The following is a 21,234-nucleotide window of genomic DNA, read 5'->3' on the forward strand; positions in this document are numbered from 1 at the left end:
CCGCATGACCATCCACCAGACCCCCCTCAAGATCGGCGTCGCCGGCGCCGGCGTCATGGGCCGCAACCACGCCCGCGTGCTGGCCGAACTGCGCGACGTCGAGCTGACGACGGTGTTCGATCCCGACGCCGTGACGGCCGAGGGCGTGGCCGCCGCCTATGGCGCGACCGCCGTGACGACGGCCGAGGCTTTCGTCGCCGCCGGTCTGGACGCCGCCGTCATCGCCACGCCGAACCGCTATCATGCCGAGTTGGGCGTGGCCCTGCTGAATGCGGGCGTCCATGTGCTGGTCGAAAAGCCGATCGCGGCCACGGTCGCCGACGCCCAGGCCATGATCGATGCGGCCAAGTCGAACAACCGCGTGCTGATGGTCGGCCATGTCGAGCGCTTCAACCCGGCGGTCGAGACGGTCAAGCGCGCCATCGACGGCGACGAGATCATCTCCATCCAGATCACCCGCGTCGGCCCCTTCCCGCCGCGCATGGGCGAGGTCGGGGTGGTCATCGACCTGGCGGTGCACGACATCGACATCATCCGTCACCTGACGGGGTCGGAGATGACCGAGGTCCAGTCCCTGCTGGGTCATGCCCACGCCTCGCGCGAGGATTCGGCCCTGCTGCAGTTCCGCATGGCCAATGACGTGATCGCCCACATCACCACCAACTGGGTCACGCCCTACAAGACCCGCACCCTGCAGGTCGCCACCAAGACCCGCTTCATCGTCGCCGATCTGATCACCCGCCAGGTGACCGAGTATTTCGGCCAGCAGCCGGACGGCTCCTACTCGACGCGGATGCTGAACTCCTGGCCCGCCGAACCGCTCAAGAAGGAGCACGAGGCCTTCCTCCACGCCATCCGCACCGGCGAGACGGCGGCGGTTTCGGGCGAGGACGGCCTGCGCAATCTGGAGGTGGCGCTGAGGTGTCTGGGGGAAAAGACCTAGGTCTTCACCACATGCATGGTCAGCCATTCGACGATCAGGGCGGGCTTGTCGCCGCCGTCGATCTCGATGGTCAGTTCGTGCTTCAGCAGCCAACGCGTCATGCCGTCCTGGGCGCCCTTGTCTTCAGCTGACAGCAGTTTGAAGCGGCCGCGCACGCGCGATCCGGACGGCGCCGGGGCGAGGAAGCGCAGGCGGTCGAAGCCGTAATTGACCGACATGACCAGATCATCCAGCGGGGCGACGGCCTCCATGCTCATCGCCGAGGCGAGGCTGAGGGTCAAAAAGCCATGCGCGATGGTCCCGCCAAAGGGGGTCGCCTTGGCGCGTTCGGGATCGACGTGGATGAACTGCTCGTCCTCGGTCAGACTAGCGAAGGCGTCGATGCGCGCCTGATCCAGGTCGAACCAGCGGCTGACGCCGACGTCCTGATTGATCATGGATTGAAGTTCGCTGGCCTTGGTCATGGATGACGCTCCCCTTAGAGACGGGCCTCAGCTTAGCCGCTATCTCCCCGCCCGCGCCAGCGAGGTCATCCCCCGAACCGCCCCTCGATGACGGCGCTGAATAGGCCGGGGTCGACGTTGCCGCCGGACAGGACGACGCCGGTGGTCAGGCCCTCGCCCGCGACCTTGCCCGACAGAAGGGCGGCCAGGGACACGGCGCCGCCCGGTTCGATGACCAGCTTCAGCCAGCGGAAGGCGAAGCGCATGGCCCCGGCGACCTCGGCGTCGGTGACGGTCGCCGCGCCCGACAGGCGTTGGTTGATGGGGAAGGTCAGTTCGCCCGGCATGGGCGCCATCAGGGCGTCGCAGATCGACGGCGCGCCCTCAGGATGGCCGCCGCGCATCCCGGCCGCCAGCGAGCGGCGAGTGTCGTCGAAGGCTTCCGGCTCGACCACGATGACGCGGGTGTCCGGGCTCTGTTCGGCCATGACCAGATTGATGCCGGCGATCAGCCCGCCGCCCGAGGCGCCGCACAGCAGCTGGTCCATCGGCGCGCCCGCCTGCTCCAGCATCTCCAGCCCGACCGTGCCCTGACCCTCGATGACGAAGGGATCGTCGAAGGGCGGGACGAGGACGCAGCCGCGCTCGGCCGCGATCTCGGCGCCGATGGCCTCGCGGCTCTCGGTCCAGCGGTCGTAGAAGCGCACCTCGCCGCCAAAGGCGCGCACCCCCTCGACCTTCACCGCCGGGCTGTCGGACGGCATGACGATCAGGGCGCGGGTCCCGACGGCCTTGGCGGCGGCCGCGACCCCTTGGGCATGGTTGCCCGAGGAATAGGCGACGACGCCGCGCGTCTTCTCTTCGTCGGTCAGTCGGCTGATGCGGTTATAGGCCCCGCGGAACTTGAAGGCGCCCGCGACCTGAAGCGTCTCCGCCTTCAGCAGCACCCGCCCGCCGACGGCCTCGTTCAGGGCCGGATGCTCGATCAGCGGCGTGCGAACGGCGGCGGGAGCGATCTGGCGGGCGGCGTCGACGACGCCTTCGATGCTGGGCGTATGCATGGTTCCCTCTTACGCGCGGACGCGGGCTCTGCATAAGTGTCATCATGCATGCGAACATGATCCTCGCCATCGACCAAGGCACGACCTCGACGCGGGCGATCGCGTTTGAAGTGTCACAGCCTCAAGTAGGACAAGGCCCGATAGGCGCAAAAGCAGATGCGCCTCAAGCAGGGCAAGGCCCGATAGGCGCAAAGGCAGATGCGCCTCAAGCAGCGCGAAGCCCGATAGGCGCAAAGAAAGACGGCGCGTTCAGCGCCGTCGCCGTCAGCCAGATCGAGCTGGCGCAGCATTTCCCGCACTCCGGCTGGGTCGAGCATGACGCGGCCGAGATCTGGCGCGCGACGTTGCAGACCTGCCGCGAAGTGGTCAGGAAGGCGGGCGGCGTCGGCCGTTTCGCCGCCATCGGCATCACCAACCAGCGCGAAACCTCGGTGCTCTGGGACGCGGCGACGGGCGAGCCGCTGCACCGCGCCATCGTCTGGCAGGACCGGCGTACGGCCGAGGCGACGGGCAAGCTGGCGGCGGCAGGGCATGAGGCGAAGGTCCAGGCGGCGACGGGCCTGATCCTCGATCCCTATTTCTCGGCCTCGAAATACGCCTGGTTGCTGGATGCCGTGCCCGGCGCGCGCGAGCGGGCGGCGCGGGGCGAGGTCAAGCTGGGCACCATCGACGCCTGGCTGATCTGGAAGCTGACGGGCGGCAAGAGCCACGTCACCGACGCCACCAACGCCAGCCGCACCAGCCTGATGAACCTGACGACGCGCGCCTGGCGCCCGGACCTGTGCGACCTGTTCCGCGTGCCGATCGAGGCCCTGCCTGAGATCAGGGACTGCGACGCCCTGTTGGGCCAGACCGATCCGGCGCTGTTCGGGCGGGCGTTGCCGATTCACGGCGCGGCGGGGGACCAGCAGGCGGCTCTGGTCGGCCACGGGGCGCTGAAGCCGGGCGACGCCAAGATCACTTATGGCACCGGCGCCTTCCTGGTCGCCAATGTCGGCGCGGCGCCGGTGGCCTCGACCTCGCGGCTGCTCGGCACGCTAGGCTACGCGGCGGGCGGCGAGGCGGCCTATGCGCTGGAGGGGTCCATCTTCTCGGCCGGGTCGGCGATCCAATGGCTGCGCGACGGGCTGAAGGTGCTGTCGGATTCGCGCCAGTCCGAGGCCGTGGCCCAGTCGCTGACGGACAACGGCGGGGTCTATCTGGTTCCTGGCTTTACTGGATTGGGCGCGCCGTGGTGGGAGCCGGAGGCCCGCGGCACCATCGTCGGTCTGACGCGCGACAGCGGCCCGGCGCATATGGTCCGCGCGGCGCTGGAGAGCCTAGCCTACCAGACCCGCGACCTGCTGGACGCCTTGAAGAAGGACGGCGCCCCGCCGCTGAAACGGCTCAAGGTCGACGGCGGGGTCACCGCCAACGCCTTCGCCATGCAGTTCGTCGCCGACATCTGCGAGGTCGAGGTCGAGCGCCCGGCCTTTCAGGAAATGACAGCCATGGGGGCGGCGCGGCTGGCGGCCTATGGCGTGGGCCTGACGTCCGCGCTGTGGACCGCGCCTGCTGAGTCGCCTGCTGTCTGGACGCCGCGCATGGAGCCAGCGGAAAGAGCGCGTCTGCTGACAGGATGGCGCGCCGCCGTGCGGGCGGCCGTCGCGGCGGCGCGACCCGAGTAGGCGGGCGGTGGTCGCCATTTGAAACAGTTATTATTGCAGATCGATTTGTGAAACGGGTGCGGAAGGCCTACCTATCGGTCTGGAGCATGAACACTGATGTCTGACAGCCAACGTTTTCCCGTCGCCGCCCACGCCCTGGCCTATCTGGCCCACAAGGGCGCCTATGCGGCGACCGAGGCCGAGCCGAGCGCCGTCCTGGCCGCTTCGGTGCCGACCAATCCGGTGGTCATCCGCCGGGTGACCGCCCTGCTGGCCAAGGCGGGGCTGATCGCGACGCGTCCGGGCGCCTCGGGCGGGTCGTGGCTGCTGCGGCGCCCTGAGACCATCTGTCTGGACGAGGTGCTGCGGGCGGTGAACGGTTGCGCCCATCTGGGTTCTCCGCCTGCGGGGGCCAAGGGCTGCCCGATCGGCGAACATATTCCGCGTCAGGTCGCCAAGGCCCTGACGGCGGCGGACCAGGCGGCGGGCGCAGCCCTGTCGAAGATCACCATCGCCGACCTGCTGGAAGAAGACCCTGAGGTGTTGCGCGCCTTCGCCCCGCATCCGTCCTGTCCCAACGCCGACGCAGCCTGACGAGCCGTCCGTGGGGGAGGGGCGCCGCACCATTCTGATCACCGGCGCTTCGGCGGGCATAGGGGCCGCGCTGGCCCGTGTCTGCGCCGGGCGTGGCTACGACCTGATCCTGACCGCCCGTCGCGAAGGACCGCTGCAGAGCCTGGCCGAGGAACTGAGCGCTGCGTACGGCGTCGCGATCGCCGTCATTCCCGCTGATCTGGCTGACCCTGACGCGCCCGTCCGTCTGGTCGAGGCGATCACCGTGCGGGGCCTGGCCGTCGACGGCCTGATCAATAACGCAGGCTTCAGCCGCACCACAGGCTTTCTGACCACGGACCCGGCTGACCACGCCGCCATGGTCCGCGTCATGCTGAGCGCGCCGGTCGAGCTGTCGCGTCTGCTGCTGCCGGGCATGGCCGCGCGCGGCTGGGGCCGGGTGCTGAACGTCGCCTCCCTGGCCGGGCAGATGCCCGCGACCGGCGGCGACACCCTTTACGGCCCGATCAAGAGCTTCCTGATCAAGGCGTCGCAAGGGTTGTGGCTGGAGATGCAGGGGACGGGCGTGCACGTCACCGCCCTGTGCCCCGGCTACACCTATACCGAGTTCCACGACGTCAACGGCTCGCGCGAGCAGGTCTCGGCCGCCTATCCGAAGTGGATGTGGATGGACGCCGATCGCGTCGCGCGCATCGGCTGGGACGCGGTCGAGGCGAACCGCCCGCGCGTGACGCCGGGCGTGATGAACAATGTGCTGGCGGCCCTGGGCGGAATGCTGCCCAACACGATGGCGCTGAAGATGGTCGGCGGCCACGCCAGGCGGCTGGACCGCCTCTAGCGGCTACTGGCCGCCCGCCGGATAGGGGGCGGTGACGCCGGCGCTGAACATGCCCGGCAGAGCCTCGCCCAGACCCATCAGGATGAACTGGATCGCCAGGGCGCACAGGATCAGGCCCAGCACCCGCACCACAATGGCCATGCCCACGTCGCCGAGGATGCGGCTGATCGGCCCCGTGGCCGAGAAGCACAGGAAGGTGACCACGCAGGCGGCGATCATGGCGACCAGGGAGGAGACGGTGCCGACCAGGCCCAGCTTGGCCGCCTCGCCGGCGTTGATGATCACGGCCGAGATGGCGCCGGGCCCGATCATCAGCGGAATGGCGAACGGCACGATCAGCCGCTTGAAGCGGCGCTTGGCGTAGCCGCGCACGTCCTTGGCGTCGGTCGCGGCGTCGGCGTCGGCGAAGATGGCGAGGAAGTCCTCGCGCGCCATGTCCAGACCGAGCAACAGCAGCAGGATCCCGCCTGCGATGCGGAAGGCCGCCAGCGAAATGCCGAAGAACTGCAGCAGGCCCAGGCCAGTGAAGAAGAAGAAGCCGAGGAAGACCACGGCGAACAGGCAGATCATGGCCGAGACGCTGATCCGCTGACGCAGGGAGGCGCCCGCCGTGGCCGCCGCGAAGATCGGCACATTGCCGATGGGGTCCAGCAGGGCGAACAGCGCCACGAACAGGTTGACCCCCAGATCGACCGCGTTCATTGCTCCATCCCGCCCTTAAAACCCGCCGCGCGACCGCGACTCCTTGCCCCACCTATCGGGGCATCCGCGCGCGCCTGCAAGCCGCCGAGAGCTGGAAATGTCCGCAGACCGACCCAATCGTCCTTTCGATCCGCGCGTGATCTGCGCCCTGGACGTGCCGACGACCGATGAGGCGCGGGCTTTGGTTGAGCGGATCGGCGATGCGCTGGGCTTTTACAAGGTGGGGCTTCAGCTGTTCGCCTCAGACGGCATGGCGCTGGCGCGCGAGTTGAAGGCGTCCGGCGCCCAGGTGTTCCTCGACTGGAAGCTGCACGATATCGGCGCGACGGTGGAGAAGGCGACGGCGGCGCTGGCCCATGCGGGTTGCGATCTGCTGACCGTCCACGCCCGGCCGCAGGTGATGGCGGCGGCGGCGCGCGGCGCGGCAGGCTCGGACCTGAAGATCTTGGGCGTGACCGTCCTGACCAGCCTGACCGACGACGATCTGAGGGCGGACGATCACAGCCTGTCGGCCGCCGAACTGGTGGAGCTGCGGGTGCGCCAGGCGCTGGAGGCGGGCGTCCACGGCGTCGTCTCCAGCCCGCATGAGGCGGGCCGGGCGCGGCGGATTGCAGTCGAGGGCGGCAGCGAGGACTTCTTGATCGTCACCCCGGGCGTGCGGCCTGCCGGGGCGGCGATGGACGATCAGGCGCGCGCGGCGACCCCGGTCAGCGCGCTAGAGGCCGGGGCGACCCATCTGGTCATCGGACGCCCGATCACGGCCGTCGCCGATCCGCGCGCGGCGGCTCAGGCGATTACGCAGGAGATTGCGCTGGTCTGATGGTTAGAGGACTGATCCCGAAGGGGATCGTGCTTCACGTGAAACATAAAGGGCGGCGTCCGCAGACGCCGCCCTTTTTCGTGATCAGCCGCGCTCGCCGCGTTCCTGGCGGTAGGGCCGCTCGGTCGGCGACGGCGCAGACGGCGGGGCCGGCGGCACGGCGTAGTAGCCCTGATCGAAGTTCACGACCGGCGGGGCCGTCTCGACGCGCGGCGGTTCGACATAGACGTCGGGTCGGGCCACTTCGACCTGGGCTGGGGCGACGCGCACGTCAGCGGCGGCGACATGGACCGGCGGCGGGGCGACGTGGACGCGGGCCGGTTCGACGTAGACCGGGGCCGGCTGCACATAGATCGGCGGCGACTCCACATAGACGGGCGGCTGCGAAACATAGACGGGCGGCTGGCTGACGTAGATCGGCTCGGAGCGGTAATGCACGGGTTGAGGCGGCGGGCCGCAGCGGCCGCAATCCTGGCTGTAACCGCCCTGATAATAGCCCTGCTGCTGATAGCCGCCACCGTACTGACCGCCGCTGTATTGGCCGCCGTAGCCGCCATAGCCATAGCGCGCCCACGGATAGCGGCCGTAGCCGTCGACCGGATAGCCGAAGGGCATGGAGCGGGTGACGCCGGAATAGCCATAGCCTCCCTGCTGGATCGGCGGTTGCGACGGAGCGACCACGACGGGCGGCCGCACCCCGGCGCCGCCGTAGCCGTACCCATAGCCGTAGCTCTCGACGGGGCCGTAGCCGCCCTGCCAGCCGGTGTCGCTGTACCAAGTCTGGGCGCGGCTCTGAACCACGGGACCGCGGGCGTAGCCTGCGGCGGCGTTATAGCGGGCGCCGGCCTGATGGGCCTCGGCGGCGCCGGCGATCAGCATCGCCGCGCCGGCGGCGGCGTAGAATAGAGCCTTCATGGCTGCGCTCCTTGTTTCGGCCGCAAAGGTTAATGCGGATCTCGTCGGAGCGTTCATTATTCTCCCGTCAAGGGAACCAGCGCGGGTTGGGGCAGCCGCAGACTGGGCGACAGCGCGGTCGCCGACTCAAGCAGCAAGCGCGCCCTCGTCGCGAAAGATGGCGTCTTAAGTCAGCTCAAGCAGCGAGCCGCCGTGCGGTGAGCGGTAGCGCACTAAAAACTCAAGCAGCGAGCCGCCGTGCGGCGAGCGGCAGCGCCCTAAAAGTCCACCGCGAGGCCCTTCTTCTCCCAGTCGCCGAAGCGGGTCGGCTCGGGCCCTTTGCGGCCGCCGACTTCGTTGGGCAAGGCGGCGTCGTCTTCCGCGGCGCGGCGTTCGGCCGCTTCCAGCAGGGCGCGGCGCGCGGCCTCGCTTAGCGGGCGGTCCGGCGTGGCGTGAGGCACGTCGGCGTTGAAGACGTCCTCGGCAGAGGTTTCGGTCGGGGGGGTGGGCTGTTCGGTCACAGGTCGCCTGCCTTGAGAGCGGGGATACTGGGGCTCAAATAGACGTTCCGGCCGAACACGCCACCCCTGAAGCCCGTTAGCTCGCTCGAACGCTCGCATGAACCACCTGAAGACATTCGCCCTGCTGGCCGTGATGACCGCCCTGTTCATGGGGATCGGCTATCTGATCGGCGGCGCCACGGGCATGGCGATCGCCCTGGCCGTCGCGGCGGGGATGAACCTGTTCAGCTACTGGAACGCCGACAAGATCGTCCTGAAGATGTACCGCGCCCAGCCGGTGGACGAGACCCACCCCAACGCCGTGGTGCGCGCCTATGTCGCCGATGTGAAGCAGATGGCGCAGGACGCCGGCCTGCCCCTGCCCAACATCACCATCATTCCGAACGACCAGCCCAACGCCTTCGCCACGGGACGCAATCCTCAGAACGCAGCGGTGGCTGCGACGACGGGCCTGCTGGACATGCTGACGCGCGAGGAGATTCGCGGGGTGATGGCGCACGAGTTGGCCCATGTGAAGAACCGCGACACCCTGACCATGACGGTCACGGCGACGGTGGCGGGCGCCATCGCCATGCTGGCCAACTTCGCCCTGTTCTTCGGCGGCGGGGACGACCGCGAGCGGCCCGGCGGGATGATCGGGACCATCGCCCTGATGTTGCTGGCGCCGATGGCGGCGGGTCTGGTGCAGATGGCCATCAGCCGCGCGCGCGAATACGAGGCCGACCGCGTCGGCGCCGAGATTGCCAACGACCCCCAGGCCCTGGCCTCGGCCCTGCAGAAGATCGAGGCCTATGCGCGCGGCGCAGTGAACGCCCCGGCCGAGCGCAATCCGGCCACGGCCCATATGTTCATCATCAACCCGCTGAACGGCAAGGGGGCGGACAATCTGTTCTCGACCCACCCGGCCACCGGCAACCGCGTCCGCGCCCTGATGGAGCTGGGGGCGAAGATGGGCATGAGGACGCGCCCGGCGGCGGCCTTCGTGGCGCCTTCGCCCTCCGCCGCGCCGATCCGCGGGACCAGCGTGCCCACGACCGATGACGGTCGTGCATCGCCGCCGCGCGGCCCGTGGGGCTGAACCTTCCGCACCGAGGGGGCTTTGCGTGCGCGGGCATTAGCCGCTAGAGCGCGCGCCATGACCGACGAGACCGATCCCAAGCCGTCCGACGCGGACCGTCCCGAATGGGCCAAGGCGCATGGCCCGCTGCGCTCCTTCGGGCGCATCAAGTCGCGGCCGATCAAGGCGAAGCAGGCGGCCCTGTTCGACACCCTGATGCCGCGCATCGCCGTGCCGGACCCGGCCAAGGGGCTGATCGACCCCCTGGCCCTGATGCCAGGCGCGAAGGCGGCGTGGCTGGAGATCGGCTTCGGCGGCGGCGAGCACCTGGCGGCCCAGGCGGCGCGTCATCCCGAGGCGGTGATGATCGGCTGCGAGCCCTTCCTGAACGGCGTCGCCTCGGCCCTGAGGCATGTCGAGGAAGGCGGGCTTCAGAATGTCCGCCTGCACGCCGACGACGCCCGCGCGGTGATGACGGCCCTGCCGGACGCCTCGCTGGACCGGGTGATGATCCTCTTCCCCGACCCCTGGCACAAGGCGCGCCACAATAAGCGCCGCTTTCTGCAGGACGAGACGGCGGTGGAGATCGCCCGCCTGCTGAAGCCCGGCGGCAAGGTGCGCTTCGTCACCGACTGGCTGGACTACGCCGACTGGGCGCTGGAGCGGCTGGCGCGCACGCCGGGCCTGACGCGGGTCGAGACGGGCGCCGACTGGTTCGCCGCGCCCGAAGACCACGTCGTCACCCGCTATGAGGAAAAGAAGCTGGGCGACACCGATCCGATTTTCCTGGAGTTTCAGAAAGGCTGAAACGATGGGCGAGGGAGGGTCGATTTCTGAAAAAGCCGATCCTCATTGGCCCCAGCTTTTGCTCTGCGTCGTGCTCGCTCCGGTGTTGTCGGCGATCTTCTACGGCCTGGCGGGGCGTCTGGCGGGTAGCGCGCAGGCCTCGGTGATGGTGTCCCCGCTCGGGTGGATGTTGGCGCTGTTTTACGGCTTCCTTCCAACGCTGCTGTTCGGGAGCGTGGGCTGCGCCCTGGGCGGGCGCTTTCTGTCGAGGGCGCCATGGCCTGCATGGGGGGCGGCCGGCGGCTTGGCGGCCTCGGCCTATGTGGCTGTCTCGTTGGCTATGGGCGGAATGAACCTGGGTGTTGGGTGGTTCGCGCCCTGGGCCACGCTGCTGCTCAGTGAAGACGGTCCGGCGTTGCTAGGAGGGAGCGGCTCATGGGCCGTGCCGCTCTGCATCGTTCTAGCTGGATTCGTCGCAGGGGCGCTCTATCGCGGGATGTCGAAGGCCGCGAGGGCGACAAGGGGCTGACACGGCCCCCGCTTTGGCCTATATGACCGCTCACATCGTTAGACCGACGTCCAACGGCGTCGTTTCAAGCGGCGGCCCGGATGGACCGTCGCTTTTGTTTTCTGGAGTAGCCGTTTGCGGGCCAAGACCGCCGAAGACCGTGCTCTGCTTGAGCTGATCGACCCCGTGGCCGAGAGCCTGGGGCTGGCGGTCGTGCGCGTGCGCCTGATGGGCGGGACGCTGCGTCGTCGTCTGCAGATCATGGCCGAGCGCCAGGCGGACCATGACATCTCGGTCGAGGAGTGCGCCCGCCTGTCGCGCGCCGTGTCCGAGGTGCTGGACGCCGCCGATCCGATCGCGGGCGAATACCTGCTGGAAGTCTCTTCGCCCGGCATCGACCGGCCGCTGACCCGCCTGATCGATTTCAGCCTGTTCGAGGGCTATGAGGCCCGCCTCGAGACCGACCGCATGGTCGAGGGCCGCAAGCGCTTCAAAGGCATTGTCGCCGGGACCGAGGGCGAGAACGTCGCCATCGACCTGGACGGCGAGGACGAGACCGCCTTGATCCCCTTCGCCTGGCTGGCTGACGCCAAGCTGGTGCTGACCGATGAACTGCTGAAGCGCGGCGCCGCCTTGCGCGCGGCGCGCGGCGAACCCGAAGACGACGGCCTGCCCCAAGATACGTCTGAGGGCGCGCCCGACGCTGAAAACTCCGACTCCACTCAAGACTCCACCAAGGACGACGCCTGATGGCCGTGACCGGAATCTCCGCCAACCGCCTGGAACTGCTCTCCATCGCCGACGCCGTCGCGCGCGAGAAGAGCATCGACCGGGAAATCGTCATCGACGCGATCGAGGAGGCGATCCAGAAGGGCGCCAAGTCGCGTTACGGCGCGCACCACGACATCCGCGCCAAGATCGACCACAAGACCGGCGAGCTGACCCTGACGCGTCACGTCACCATCGTCGCCGACGACTGGCAGCCTGAAGACGAGCTGGAAGAGTTCAACGACAGCGCCATGGTGCGTCTGCGCGACGCTGTGAAGCGCGACGCCGAGGCCGAGGTCGGCAAGGAATACGTCGAGGTCCTGCCGCCGTTCGAGTTCGGCCGGGTCCAGACGCAGATGGCCCGCCAGGTCGTGACCGGAAAGGTCCGCGAGGCCGAGCGCGCCAACCAGTACGAAGAGTTCAAGGACCGCGTCGGCGAGATCGTCAACGGCACGGTCAAGCGCGTCGAATACGGCAACACCATCGTCGACCTGGGTCGTGGCGAAGGCATCATGCGCCGCGACCAGTCGATCCCGCGCGAGGTGTTCAACATCGGCGACCGCGTGCGCACCTACATCTATGACGTGCGCCCGGAGGCCAAGGGCCCGCAGGTCATGCTGTCGCGCGCCCACCCCGGCTTCATGGCCAAGCTGTTCGCTCAGGAAGTGCCGGAAGTCTATGACGGCGTGATCGAGATCCGCGCCGCCGCCCGCGACGCCGGTTCGCGCGCCAAGATGGCCGTGCTGTCGAACGACAGCTCGATCGATCCGGTCGGCGCCTGCGTGGGCATGCGCGGCTCGCGCGTGCAGGCGGTCGTGGCCGAACTGCAGGGCGAGAAGATCGACATCATTCCGTGGGTCGACGACGAGCCGACCTTCATCGTCAACGCCCTGGCCCCGGCCGAAGTGGCCAAGGTGGTGCTGGACGAAGAGGCCGACCGCGTCGAGGTTGTGGTGCCGGACGAACAGCTGTCGCTGGCCATCGGCCGTCGCGGCCAGAACGTGCGCCTGGCCTCGCAGCTGACCGGCTGGCAGATCGACATCATCACCGAGTCTCAAGACAGCGAGCGTCGCCAGCGCGAGTTCGCCGAGCGGACCACCCTGTTCCAGGAAGCCCTGGACGTGGACGAGACGATCGCCCAGCTGCTGGTCACCGAAGGCTTCGCCACGGTCGAGGACCTGGCCTTTGTCGAGCCTTACGAAATCGCGGAGATCGAAGGCTTCGACGAGGACACCGCCGAAGAACTGCAGACCCGCGCCCGCGAGCACCTGGATCGTCTGGCGGCCGAGCTGGACGCCAAGCGCGTGGCCCTGGGCGTCGAAGATGGCGTGCTTGAGGTTCCGGGCGTGACCGCCGCCATCGCCGTCGCCCTGGGCGAAGGCGGCGTGAAGACGGTCGAGGATCTGGCCGATCTGGCCACCGACGAAATCCGCGGCGGCTACGAAGTGCGCGGCGGGGAGCGGGTCAAGGTCGCCGGCGTGCTGGAAAGCTTCAACCTGAGCCAGGAAGACGCCGAAAGGCTGATCCTGCAGGCGCGCGTGGCCGCCGGCTGGATCGACGCTTCGGAACTGCCCCAGCCTGAGTACGTCGAGGAAGAGACGTTCGAGGGCGAGTTCGATGGCGACTTCGACGGCGAGGGCGAAGACGCCCCGGCCGCCGACGCGAGCGACGACGGTGAGGCGCAAGCCGCCGCCGTCAACCTCGACGACCAGTCCCGCGACATGTGATGGGAGCCGCAGCTGTCCATGAGGTCGTCCGAGACGTTGATCGATAGGGATCGTCAGGACCTGGCGTCGCGCCAGGCCCTCGATGAATCTCGCCTGATCCGTTTCGTGGCCGGCCCGGACGGCGCGGTGGTCCCCGATCTGGCGCGCAAGCTGCCGGGCCGGGGCCTGTGGGTCGCCGCCGACCGCGCCTCCCTGGAGGCGGCGATCAAGAAGAACCTGTTCGCGCGCGCCGCCAAGGCGCCGCTGAAACCCGCCGCCGACCTGCCCGATCTGGTCGAAAAGCTCTTGGTTCGGCGCTGTCTGGACCAGCTGGGTCTTGCCCGGCGCGAAGGCGTGCTTATCTCTGGCTTCGAGAAATGCGCTGCGGCGATCCGCAGCGGCCGCGCCGCATGGCTGATCGAAGCCGCCGACGGCTCGGCCGACGGGCGCGGCAAGCTTCTGGCCCTCTCCAGACACGCCTCGCCCGCCCCCGAAATCTGCGGGGCTTTCAGCGCGGACGATTTGAGTTTGGCCCTTGGGCTGGAAAATGCGATACACGCCGTCCTGCTGCAAGGCGGGCGGGCTGATCGCTGGACCCTGGAGGTTCAGCGGTTGGCGGGATTTCGACCTCTCTGTCCCCAGAGCTGGAACCGGGCGGGGCCCGAACACGGCGCAGAGGACGACCGGGGCGACGCCCCGGATGGAGAGCCTTAGGGTTTGAGCGGCGGCGGGCCTGTTTCCGAAACAACGGAGGCGGGGCCGCATTCTGCTATGGGTGATTGAGACAGGCGAAGGCGGAATTCTCCGCCCTGAGTAAAGCGACCGGATGAGCGACGAAAACAACAATTCCAACGACGGCAAGACTCCTGCCAACGCGCCTTCGCAGACGGGGCCGCGCGCTCCGCTGAGCCTGAAGCCGCGCGCGACGGGTTCGGTCTCGACCGGCACTGTGAAGCAGAGCTTCAGCCACGGCCGTTCCAAGACCGTCGTCGTCGAGACCAAGCGCCGGGCGGGCGCACAGGGCGGGCATCAGCGTCCGCAGGGCTTCGAGGTCGCGCGTCCGCGTTCCGAAGGCGGCGCGCCGCGTTCAGCGGCCCCGCGTCAGCCGATGGGCGGAGGCCTGTCGGCCGAGGAGCAGGAAGCGCGTCGCCGCGCCATCGCTCTGGCCACCCAGCAGGCGGCTGAAAAGCAACGCCAGGCTGTAGCCGCCAAGGCCGCCGCCGAGGCCGCTGAGCGCGAGCAGGCCGCCGCCGCTGAAGCCGCCGCCTCCAAGGCCGCCGCCGAAGCCGCCGCCGCCAAGGCCGCCGCTGAAGCCGCGCGCGTCGAGGCCGCCAAGCTGGGCGCCGCCGCGCCCGCGTCGGACAAGGCCGCTGCGCCCAAGGTCGAAACGCCCAAGGCTGTGGCTCCCAAGGTTGAGACCCCCAAGGTCGAGGCCCCCAAGGTCGAGGCCAAGCCCGAACCGGTGAAGCCGGCCGCGGCCGCGGCTCCCAAGCGCCCCGCCGTCAACTTCGGCCAGCGCGCGCCCAAGATTCCGCAAGGCCGCGCGCCGCTTGAACGTCCCGCCTTCGGCGGCCGCTCGGCCCGCGAACAAGCCATGGGCGGCGAGCGTCCGCAGGCCAGCGAACCGGCGCCGCGTGAAGCCGGCCGCGAGGGCGGCGAGCGTCCCGCCCGTCCGGCCCAGACGGTCCGCTATTCTGCTCTGAACCCGCGTCCGGCCCCCGGCGCCCGCACCGGCGCCGCCGGCGCGGCCCGCCCTGGCGGTCGTCCGGCTCCGAACCAGCCCCCGGCCCAGCCCGAGGTGGCTCGTCCCAGCCGCGCCGGCGGCGGCTTCGCTCGTCCGGCTGGACGGGAAGACGACCGCGAGAAGCGTTTCGGCGACAATGCGCCGGGCAAGGCTGTCAGCCGCACGCGCGGCGAGCCCAAGCGCCGCGAAGGCCGCCTGACCATCCACTCGGTGGCGGGAGGCGACGAGGACGCCGTCGAGCGGATGCGCTCGCTGGCCTCGGTGCGTCGTGCTCGCGAACGCGAGAAGGAAAAGCGTCGCGGCGGTTCGACCGAAACGCCCAACCGTCCGCGTGAAGTGGTCATTCCCGACACCATCACCGTTGGCGAACTGGCCAACCGGATGGCCGTGCGCGGCGTCGACATCATCAAATTCCTGATGCGTCAGGGCCTGATGATGAAGATCAACGACGTGATCGATTCCGACACCGCCGAACTGGTGGCCGAGGAATACGGCATGGCCGTCAAGCGCGTGTCGGAATCCGACATCGAAGAAGGCTTCATCGCCGAAGCCGACGACGCCGACACCGGCGACGTGCGCGCCCCCGTCGTGGCCATCATGGGCCACGTCGACCACGGCAAGACCTCGCTGCTGGATGCTCTGCGCACCACCGACGTTGCGGCGGGCGAAGCCGGCGGCATCACCCAGCACATCGGCGCCTATCAGGTGCGGCTGGGCGACGGTCAGCGCATCACCTTCCTGGACACGCCCGGTCACGCGGCCTTCTCGGCGATGCGGGCGCGCGGCGCCAACGTCACCGACATCGTCGTCCTGGTCGTCGCGGCCGACGACGGCGTCATGCCGCAGACGGTCGAGGCCATCCAGCACGCCAAGGCGGCCGGGGCCCCGATCATCGTGGCCGTCAACAAGATCGACAAGCCGGACGCCAATCCGCAGAAGGTCGTCAACGAACTGCTGCAGTATGAAGTCATCTCGGAGAGCCTGGGCGGCGACACCCAGATCATCGAGCTGTCGGCCAAGGAGAAGCTCAATCTCAACGGCCTGACCGACGCCATCCTGTTGCAGGCCGAGGTCATGGACCTGCGCGCCAACGCCGAGCGTTCGGCTGAAGGCGTGGTCATCGAGGCCAAGCTGGACAAGGGTCGCGGCCCGGTCGCGACCGTCCTGGTCAAGCGCGGCACCCTGCGTCGCGGCGACATCGTCGTGGCCGGTTCGGCCTGGGGCAAGGCGCGCGCCTTGCTGAACGAGCGCAACGAGCAACTGCCGGAAGCCGGTCCTTCGGTCCCAGTCGAGATCCTCGGCCTGGACGAGGCCCCGTCGCCGGGCGACGTCTTCGCTGTGGTGGAATCCGAGGCCCGCGCTCGCGAACTGACCGAATACCGTCAGCGCGTGAAGCGCGAGAAGACGCAGGTCTCGGGCGGTTCGCTGTCGCTGGTCGACATGATGTCCAAGCTGCAGTCCAAGAAGGTCTCGGAACTGCCGGTCCTCATCAAGGCCGACGTTCAGGGCACCGCCGAAGCCATCGTCGGCTCGCTGGACAAGATGGGCAACGACGAGGTCCGCGCCCGCACCGTCTATTCGGGCGCCGGCGGCATCACCGAGAGCGACGTCAACCTGGCCAAGTCGGCCGGGGCGCCGATCCTGGGCTTCAACGTCCGGGCCTCGAAGCAGGCGCGCGATCTGGCCGAACGCGAAGGCGTCGAGATCCGCTACTACTCGATCATCTACGACCTGCTGGACGACATTAAGGGCGTACTCTCGGGCATGCTGGCGCCGCTCCAGCGCGAAACCTTCCTGGGCAACGCCAAGGTTCTGCAGGCCTTCGACATCACCAAGGTCGGCCGGGTCGCGGGCTGCCGCGTCACCGAAGGCGTGGTCCGCAAGGGCGCGCGCGTGCGCATCATCCGCGACGACGTGGTGGTTCTGGAGCTGGGCGTGCTCAACACGCTCAAACGCTTCAAGGACGAGGTCAACGAGGTGCCTTCGGGCCAGGAGTGCGGCATGCAGTTCCAGGGCTTCCAGGACATCAAGGAAGGCGACTACATCGAGTGCTTCACCGTCGAAGAGATCAAGCGCACCCTCGACTAGGACGCCTAGACCTGGACGTTTGAGCCTCACGGCCTGAAACATGAAGGGCGCGGTTTCGAAAGAAGCCGCGCCCTTTGTCTTTGGCTTGCGTTGGCAGTTAGTCCTCGACGACAGACTTCAGCGCGCCATCCGAGAAGGTCAGGATGAAGCGCTGGACCGGCGCCGCGTCGTCGGCCTGCAGCTCGATCTCTAGCCGTTCGCCGGTCAGTTCGGCGCTCATCGAGACCTCCGTCTCGCCCAGCCAGGCGCGCCCCGTGACCTGTTGATACGTCTGCTCCAGCTCCAGTCGGCAGGCCGTCCCGTCCTCGCGCGTCCAGTCCCATCGTCCGGCGACCGGGGCCGGAACGGTCCATTTGTAGATGTAGCCGTCGGCGACCTTGATCCGCTCATCCGCTGGCCAGTCGCCCATGTCGAAGGCGTGCGAGACGATGCGGGCGCCGGGCTTCAGCTGGCTAAGGAGACGCGGGCGCAGCTCCACATTGATCGACTGCAGCAGATACAGGCTGACCACGGTGGCCTCGCGGACATCGACGCTGAACAGGTCTTCCTCGATGAAGTCGACCATATGCTCGACCCCGGCCCAGCCGGCGTACTCCATGGCGTCGGCGATGCGCATGGGGTCGATGTCGAAGCCGATGCCGTGGGCGTCGCGGTCGCGGGCGGCGGCGATGACGATCCGGCCGTCGCCGCAGCCGAGGTCATAGAGGCGATCCTTCGGCCCTACGCCCGCCATGGCCAGCATGGCGGCGACGGTGTCTTCCTCCGTCGGTACGAAGGGCACGGCCAGATAATGGTCCGGGTCCTGGGCGTAGTTGTCGATGTCGAAGGGGTCTTTGAACACGGCGCTCGGATCATGAAGAGGAGGAACGGGCGAAAGGATGCCTCGGCAGGGATCCGTATGCTCGCGCGCGCATCATGCCGGACCGACGCCCGCCTCGCCAGCGGCCGCGTATTGAAGGCTTCATCTGGCCTTGCGTTGGCCTTAGGGTTCGGCCATCGCGTCGGGGGGCGCCGAACAATGGACCGCAAATGTCACGTGCTGGACCGTCTCTTCTGTTGATCGCCACGCTGGCTGGCGCGGCCGCGTCCCCGGCCGTGGCCGACACGCGCTTCCTGTCGTTTGACGCCAGCGACCGCCCGACCCAGGCCCTGACGCGCGGCGTGACGCTGGAGGTGGAGCGCGGCTGGTTCGGCGCCACCTTGGTGAAGAACCTGTTCTCCTCGACCTCGCGCGGCTCGGCCCGGTTCGAGCGCGGCGGACCGGACCAGGTCCGGCGCGTCCTGCCCCAGGGCGCAGCCGACGGCGGCGTCTACAGCATCCTGGCCGACGGCGACGGCCGCGCCCTGTCGCGCGCCCTGTGTCCGGGCGCCGATGAGGCCTTCATCGTCGTGGGCCGGGTGCGCGCCGGCCATCCGCTGACGATCGAGACGGTCGGCCGCTGGGCTGACGGCCAGTTCCGCCACTGCGTCAGCCTGAATTACAGCTATCGCGGCGAGTGGGCGACGATGCAGGGCTCTTCGCCTGCGCGCGATGTTCCGGCGGCCTTCGGCAACAACTAAAGGCGAGGCGGGCGTGCTGATCCGCTGGAGCCTCGCTGTTCTTCTGGGTCTGCTGGCTGGTCTGTGGACGGCGCAGCGGCCGGGCGATCCGGCGCTGTTTCCGCCCCAGGACGCACAGGCGGCGATCGTCGTCCATCTGCTCGACAACGGATTTCACACCGATCTGGTCGCGCCGCGCGCGGCGCTGGCGGGCGGAGACGATGCGCTGGCGCGAGCGGTGCTAGCCCTGCAGCCCGGCGACTGGGTGCGGATCGGTTGGGGCGACGCCGTCTTCTATGTCGAACAGGGGCCGATCAGCCGGCGGCTGCCCGACGGAGGGCGGGCCCTTTTCAAACCGGGCGGCAATCCGTCCGTGGTCATGCTGGACCCGGATCCGGTCGATCCCGCCCTTCTGTCCGACGAGATACGGACGACCCTGAGCCTGTCGTCCGACGGCTTTACCGCCTTGCGCGCGCGCGTGGCGTCCTCGCTCCAGCGGGATGCGGAAGGACGAGCGGTCATCGCCGCGAGGAGGCCGGACGACGACGCCGTGTTCTACGCCAGCCAGGAGACCTTTTGGGTCGGCCATCTGTGCAACCACTGGACGGCCGAGGTGCTGAACGCGGGCGGCCTGCCCATGCCGATGGTGCGCAGCCTGACCTCTGGCGCGGTGATGCGGGCGGCGCGAACCGCCGAACAGCGCGCGGCGGAACTGGACTTGCGCGGCGCAGACGACTAGACCCCGCCCCTTCGCGTTTCAGAGCCGGCGTCCGATCCCCGGCGGCGCGAGCAGGAGGAGCCCCGATGGCCCGCAAGCAACACACCCGCAACGCCAGCGGCCCGCTGGGCCCGTCGCAGCGTCAGCTGCGCGCCGGCGAGCTGATCCGCCACGCCCTGGTCGACGTCATGCGCGAGCATGAGATTCACGACGAGGCCTTGCTGGGCGTCTCCGTCACGGTGACCGAGGTGCGGATGAGCCCGGACCTGCGCCACGCCACCTGTTTCGTCGAGCCGCTGGGCGCCGGGGTCGAGGCGGCCGAGACGGCCGGGCAAGAGAGCGCCATCATCAAGGCGCTGAACGAACACGCCAAATTCCTGCGCGGCCAGCTGGGCCGCCGCATCGACATGAAGTTCACGCCCGACCTGAAATTCCGCCACGACGAGAGCTTCGACGCCGCCAGCCACATGGACCGCCTGTTCAACGATCCGCGCGTGCGCGCCGACATCGAACAGGCTGACAACCAGGGCGAAGACTGACTCATGGCGCGGCGCAAGAAGGGCGATCTCGTCAACGGCTGGGTGTGTCTGGACAAGCCCTATGAGATGGGCTCGACCGAGGCGGTGACGAAGGTCCGTCGCCTGTTCAACGCCCAGAAGGCGGGCCATGCCGGGACGCTGGACCCGCTGGCCTCGGGCATTTTGCCCATCGCGCTGGGCGAGGCGACCAAGACCGTGCCCTTCATGATGGAAGCGCAGAAGGTCTATCGCTTCACCATCCACTGGGGCATTTCGACCGACAGCATCGACCGCGAGGGCGAGATCATCGCCCGCTCCGACGTGCGGCCTTCGGTGGAGGCGGTGACGGCGGCCCTGCCGTCCTTCGTCGGCGAGATCGACCAGACGCCGCCCGCCTTTTCGGCCGTAAGGGTCAATGGCGAGCGCGCCTATGATCTGGCGCGGGCGGGGGTCGAGGTCGAGCTGCAGCCGCGCCGCGTGACCATCCATGAGGCGGCGGTGACGGCCGCGCCCGACGTTGATCACGTCGAGATCACGATGCGGACGGGCAAGGGCGTCTATGTCCGTTCGCTGGCGCGCGACCTGGCGATCATGCTGGGGGCCGAGGGCCATGTCTCGGACCTGCGGCGCGAGCGGGTGGGGCCGTTCTCGGTCGACAACGCCGTAACGCTGGATTTTCTGGAAGAGTTGGCGCATAAGGGCGCCGCCTTTGAGGGCTTGCTGCCCGTTTCGACCGCTCTGGACGACATCCCGGAGTTGGCCGTGACGGATCAGGACGCCCTCTCTTTGAGGCAGGGACGGCCGATCGTTCTGCTCCCCCGACAGATTGAAACGCTCAAGGCCCGGCTCGCCGCCGGCTCGCGGCTGGTTTCGGTCTTCGAGGGCGGAACCCTGGTCGCGCTCGGCAATCTCAGGGCCGGTCGGCTTGAACCCGACCGTGTTTTCAACCTCCCTTGAAGCAGGCCGACCGCTTGCCGACAGGAACTCCAACGCCCTCAAACAGCGAGCCTCCGCGAGGCGAGCGATAGGGCAAGAAAGGACCTCCGATGTCGATTACGGCTCAACGTAAAGCTGAAGTCATCGCCGACAACGCCCGCTCGACGGGCGACACCGGTTCGGCCGAAGTGCAGGTCGCGATCCTGACGGAACGCATCGCCAACCTGACCGAGCACTTCAAGACCCACAAGAAGGACAACCACTCGCGTCGTGGCCTGCTGAAGCAGGTTTCGCAGCGTCGTCGCCTTCTGGACCACCTGAACAAGACCGACAGCGCTCGCTATCAGGCGCTGATCGCCAAGCTGGGCCTGCGTCGCTAAGGCGCCCCGGTTGCGGATCGGATAATCTCCACGAGGCGCGGGCGG

23 protein-coding genes are annotated in these 21,234 nt (G+C 68.7%); 17 read left to right on the plus strand and 6 right to left on the minus strand.

Translation table 11 applies throughout. The features are described from left to right. Positions 1 to 4 precede the first annotated feature (4 nt). Positions 5 to 943, plus strand: a complete 939-nt coding sequence (locus DA69_RS12555; protein WP_025976378.1) for a Gfo/Idh/MocA family protein — start codon at positions 5 to 7, stop codon at positions 941 to 943. Here DA69_RS12555 and DA69_RS12560 read toward each other — a convergent pair. Both DA69_RS12560 and DA69_RS12565 read right to left on the minus strand, forming a co-directional pair. Continuing rightward, positions 940 to 1,407 carry a MaoC family dehydratase gene (locus tag DA69_RS12560; protein WP_025976377.1) on the minus strand — a complete coding sequence of 156 codons (468 nt, stop codon included), beginning with the start codon at positions 1,405 to 1,407 and terminating at the stop codon, positions 940 to 942. The genes DA69_RS12555 and DA69_RS12560 overlap by 4 nt on opposite strands. Positions 1,408 to 1,472: 65 nt before the next feature. Further along, complete coding sequence (locus tag DA69_RS12565; protein ID WP_025976376.1) at positions 1,473 to 2,447, minus strand: threonine ammonia-lyase; 975 nt, start codon at positions 2,445 to 2,447, stop codon at positions 1,473 to 1,475. Between the two features lie 56 nt (positions 2,448 to 2,503). Between DA69_RS12565 and glpK the strand changes: the two genes are divergently transcribed. The 3 genes from glpK to DA69_RS12580 all read left to right on the plus strand — a co-directional run bounded on the left by glpK (position 2,504) and on the right by DA69_RS12580 (position 5,504). Next, on the plus strand, positions 2,504 to 4,114 hold the full coding sequence (gene glpK, locus DA69_RS12570) for a glycerol kinase GlpK (RefSeq protein WP_025976375.1): 1,611 nt from the start codon (positions 2,504 to 2,506) through the stop codon (positions 4,112 to 4,114). 96 nt (positions 4,115 to 4,210) lie between these two features. Continuing rightward, the gene (locus DA69_RS12575; protein WP_024354298.1) at positions 4,211 to 4,687 is read left to right on the plus strand and encodes an Rrf2 family transcriptional regulator; all 477 of its coding nucleotides are present in this window, start codon (positions 4,211 to 4,213) and stop codon (positions 4,685 to 4,687) included. A 10-nt stretch (positions 4,688 to 4,697) separates the two neighbouring features. Continuing rightward, positions 4,698 to 5,504, plus strand: a complete 807-nt coding sequence (locus tag DA69_RS12580; protein ID WP_025976374.1) for an SDR family NAD(P)-dependent oxidoreductase — start codon at positions 4,698 to 4,700, stop codon at positions 5,502 to 5,504. A gap of 3 nt (positions 5,505 to 5,507) precedes the next feature. Here DA69_RS12580 and DA69_RS12585 read toward each other — a convergent pair whose 3' ends face one another. Continuing rightward, the gene (locus DA69_RS12585) at positions 5,508 to 6,206 is read right to left on the minus strand and encodes a MarC family protein (RefSeq protein ID WP_025976373.1); all 699 of its coding nucleotides are present in this window, start codon (positions 6,204 to 6,206) and stop codon (positions 5,508 to 5,510) included. 97 nt (positions 6,207 to 6,303) lie between these two features. Here DA69_RS12585 and pyrF point away from each other — a divergent pair, with 97 nt between their 5' ends. Beyond that, entirely contained in the window at positions 6,304 to 7,026 is a 723-nt protein-coding gene (pyrF, locus tag DA69_RS12590) for an orotidine-5'-phosphate decarboxylase (protein ID WP_025976372.1), read from the plus strand. 84 nt (positions 7,027 to 7,110) lie between these two features. Here pyrF and DA69_RS12595 read toward each other — a convergent pair whose 3' ends face one another. Together DA69_RS12595 and DA69_RS12600 are read right to left on the minus strand one after the other, a co-directional pair. Further along, entirely contained in the window at positions 7,111 to 7,941 is an 831-nt protein-coding gene (locus tag DA69_RS12595; protein WP_025976371.1) for a hypothetical protein, read from the minus strand. A 257-nt stretch (positions 7,942 to 8,198) separates the two neighbouring features. Then, entirely contained in the window at positions 8,199 to 8,441 is a 243-nt protein-coding gene (locus DA69_RS12600; RefSeq protein WP_025976370.1) for a DUF1674 domain-containing protein, read from the minus strand. Positions 8,442 to 8,538: 97 nt separating this feature from the next. Between DA69_RS12600 and htpX the strand changes: the two genes are divergently transcribed. The 7 genes from htpX to infB all read left to right on the plus strand — a co-directional run bounded on the left by htpX (position 8,539) and on the right by infB (position 17,098). Further along, positions 8,539 to 9,519 carry a zinc metalloprotease HtpX gene (gene htpX / locus DA69_RS12605; protein WP_025976369.1) on the plus strand — a complete coding sequence of 327 codons (981 nt, stop codon included), beginning with the start codon at positions 8,539 to 8,541 and terminating at the stop codon, positions 9,517 to 9,519. A 57-nt stretch (positions 9,520 to 9,576) separates the two neighbouring features. Further along, positions 9,577 to 10,305 carry a tRNA (guanosine(46)-N7)-methyltransferase TrmB gene (gene trmB, locus DA69_RS12610; protein ID WP_025976368.1) on the plus strand — a complete coding sequence of 243 codons (729 nt, stop codon included), beginning with the start codon at positions 9,577 to 9,579 and terminating at the stop codon, positions 10,303 to 10,305. Positions 10,306 to 10,309: 4 nt separating this feature from the next. Then, positions 10,310 to 10,813, plus strand: coding sequence for a hypothetical protein (locus DA69_RS12615; protein WP_145915926.1), 504 nt, complete (start codon positions 10,310 to 10,312; stop codon positions 10,811 to 10,813). Positions 10,814 to 10,927: 114 nt separating this feature from the next. Further along, complete coding sequence (gene rimP, locus DA69_RS12620) at positions 10,928 to 11,542, plus strand: ribosome maturation factor RimP (protein ID WP_025976366.1); 615 nt, start codon at positions 10,928 to 10,930, stop codon at positions 11,540 to 11,542. Next, positions 11,542 to 13,287 carry a transcription termination factor NusA gene (gene nusA, locus DA69_RS12625; protein ID WP_025976365.1) on the plus strand — a complete coding sequence of 582 codons (1,746 nt, stop codon included), beginning with the start codon at positions 11,542 to 11,544 and terminating at the stop codon, positions 13,285 to 13,287. Before rimP ends, nusA begins: the two co-directional genes overlap by 1 nt. An 18-nt stretch (positions 13,288 to 13,305) precedes the next feature. Further along, complete coding sequence (locus DA69_RS12630) at positions 13,306 to 13,980, plus strand: RNA-binding protein (RefSeq protein WP_025976364.1); 675 nt, start codon at positions 13,306 to 13,308, stop codon at positions 13,978 to 13,980. Between the two features lie 112 nt (positions 13,981 to 14,092). After that, positions 14,093 to 17,098, plus strand: a complete 3,006-nt coding sequence (gene infB, locus DA69_RS12635) for a translation initiation factor IF-2 (protein WP_025976363.1) — start codon at positions 14,093 to 14,095, stop codon at positions 17,096 to 17,098. 97 nt (positions 17,099 to 17,195) lie between these two features. Here infB and DA69_RS12640 read toward each other — a convergent pair whose 3' ends face one another. Next, a complete protein-coding gene (locus DA69_RS12640) occupies positions 17,196 to 17,939 on the minus strand; it encodes an SAM-dependent methyltransferase (protein ID WP_025976362.1) in 744 nt (247 codons plus the stop codon). A gap of 215 nt (positions 17,940 to 18,154) precedes the next feature. Here DA69_RS12640 and DA69_RS12645 point away from each other — a divergent pair, with 215 nt between their 5' ends. From DA69_RS12645 to rpsO, 5 genes are all read left to right on the plus strand, one after another. Continuing rightward, positions 18,155 to 18,658 carry a hypothetical protein gene (locus DA69_RS12645; RefSeq protein WP_235599162.1) on the plus strand — a complete coding sequence of 168 codons (504 nt, stop codon included), beginning with the start codon at positions 18,155 to 18,157 and terminating at the stop codon, positions 18,656 to 18,658. Positions 18,659 to 18,671: 13 nt separating this feature from the next. Then, positions 18,672 to 19,376: a DUF2459 domain-containing protein gene (locus DA69_RS12650; protein ID WP_025976360.1), complete on the plus strand. Its 705-nt coding sequence runs from the start codon at positions 18,672 to 18,674 to the stop codon at positions 19,374 to 19,376. 65 nt (positions 19,377 to 19,441) lie between these two features. Then, complete coding sequence (gene rbfA, locus DA69_RS12655; protein ID WP_025976359.1) at positions 19,442 to 19,894, plus strand: 30S ribosome-binding factor RbfA; 453 nt, start codon at positions 19,442 to 19,444, stop codon at positions 19,892 to 19,894. A 3-nt stretch (positions 19,895 to 19,897) separates the two neighbouring features. Next, the gene (gene truB / locus DA69_RS12660) at positions 19,898 to 20,830 is read left to right on the plus strand and encodes a tRNA pseudouridine(55) synthase TruB (protein WP_025976358.1); all 933 of its coding nucleotides are present in this window, start codon (positions 19,898 to 19,900) and stop codon (positions 20,828 to 20,830) included. 89 nt (positions 20,831 to 20,919) lie between these two features. Continuing rightward, positions 20,920 to 21,189, plus strand: coding sequence for a 30S ribosomal protein S15 (rpsO, locus tag DA69_RS12665; RefSeq protein WP_003166644.1), 270 nt, complete (start codon positions 20,920 to 20,922; stop codon positions 21,187 to 21,189). Positions 21,190 to 21,234: the final 45 nt, after the last annotated feature.

Source organism: Brevundimonas naejangsanensis (assembly GCF_000635915.2).
Classification (GTDB): domain Bacteria; phylum Pseudomonadota; class Alphaproteobacteria; order Caulobacterales; family Caulobacteraceae; genus Brevundimonas; species Brevundimonas sanguinis.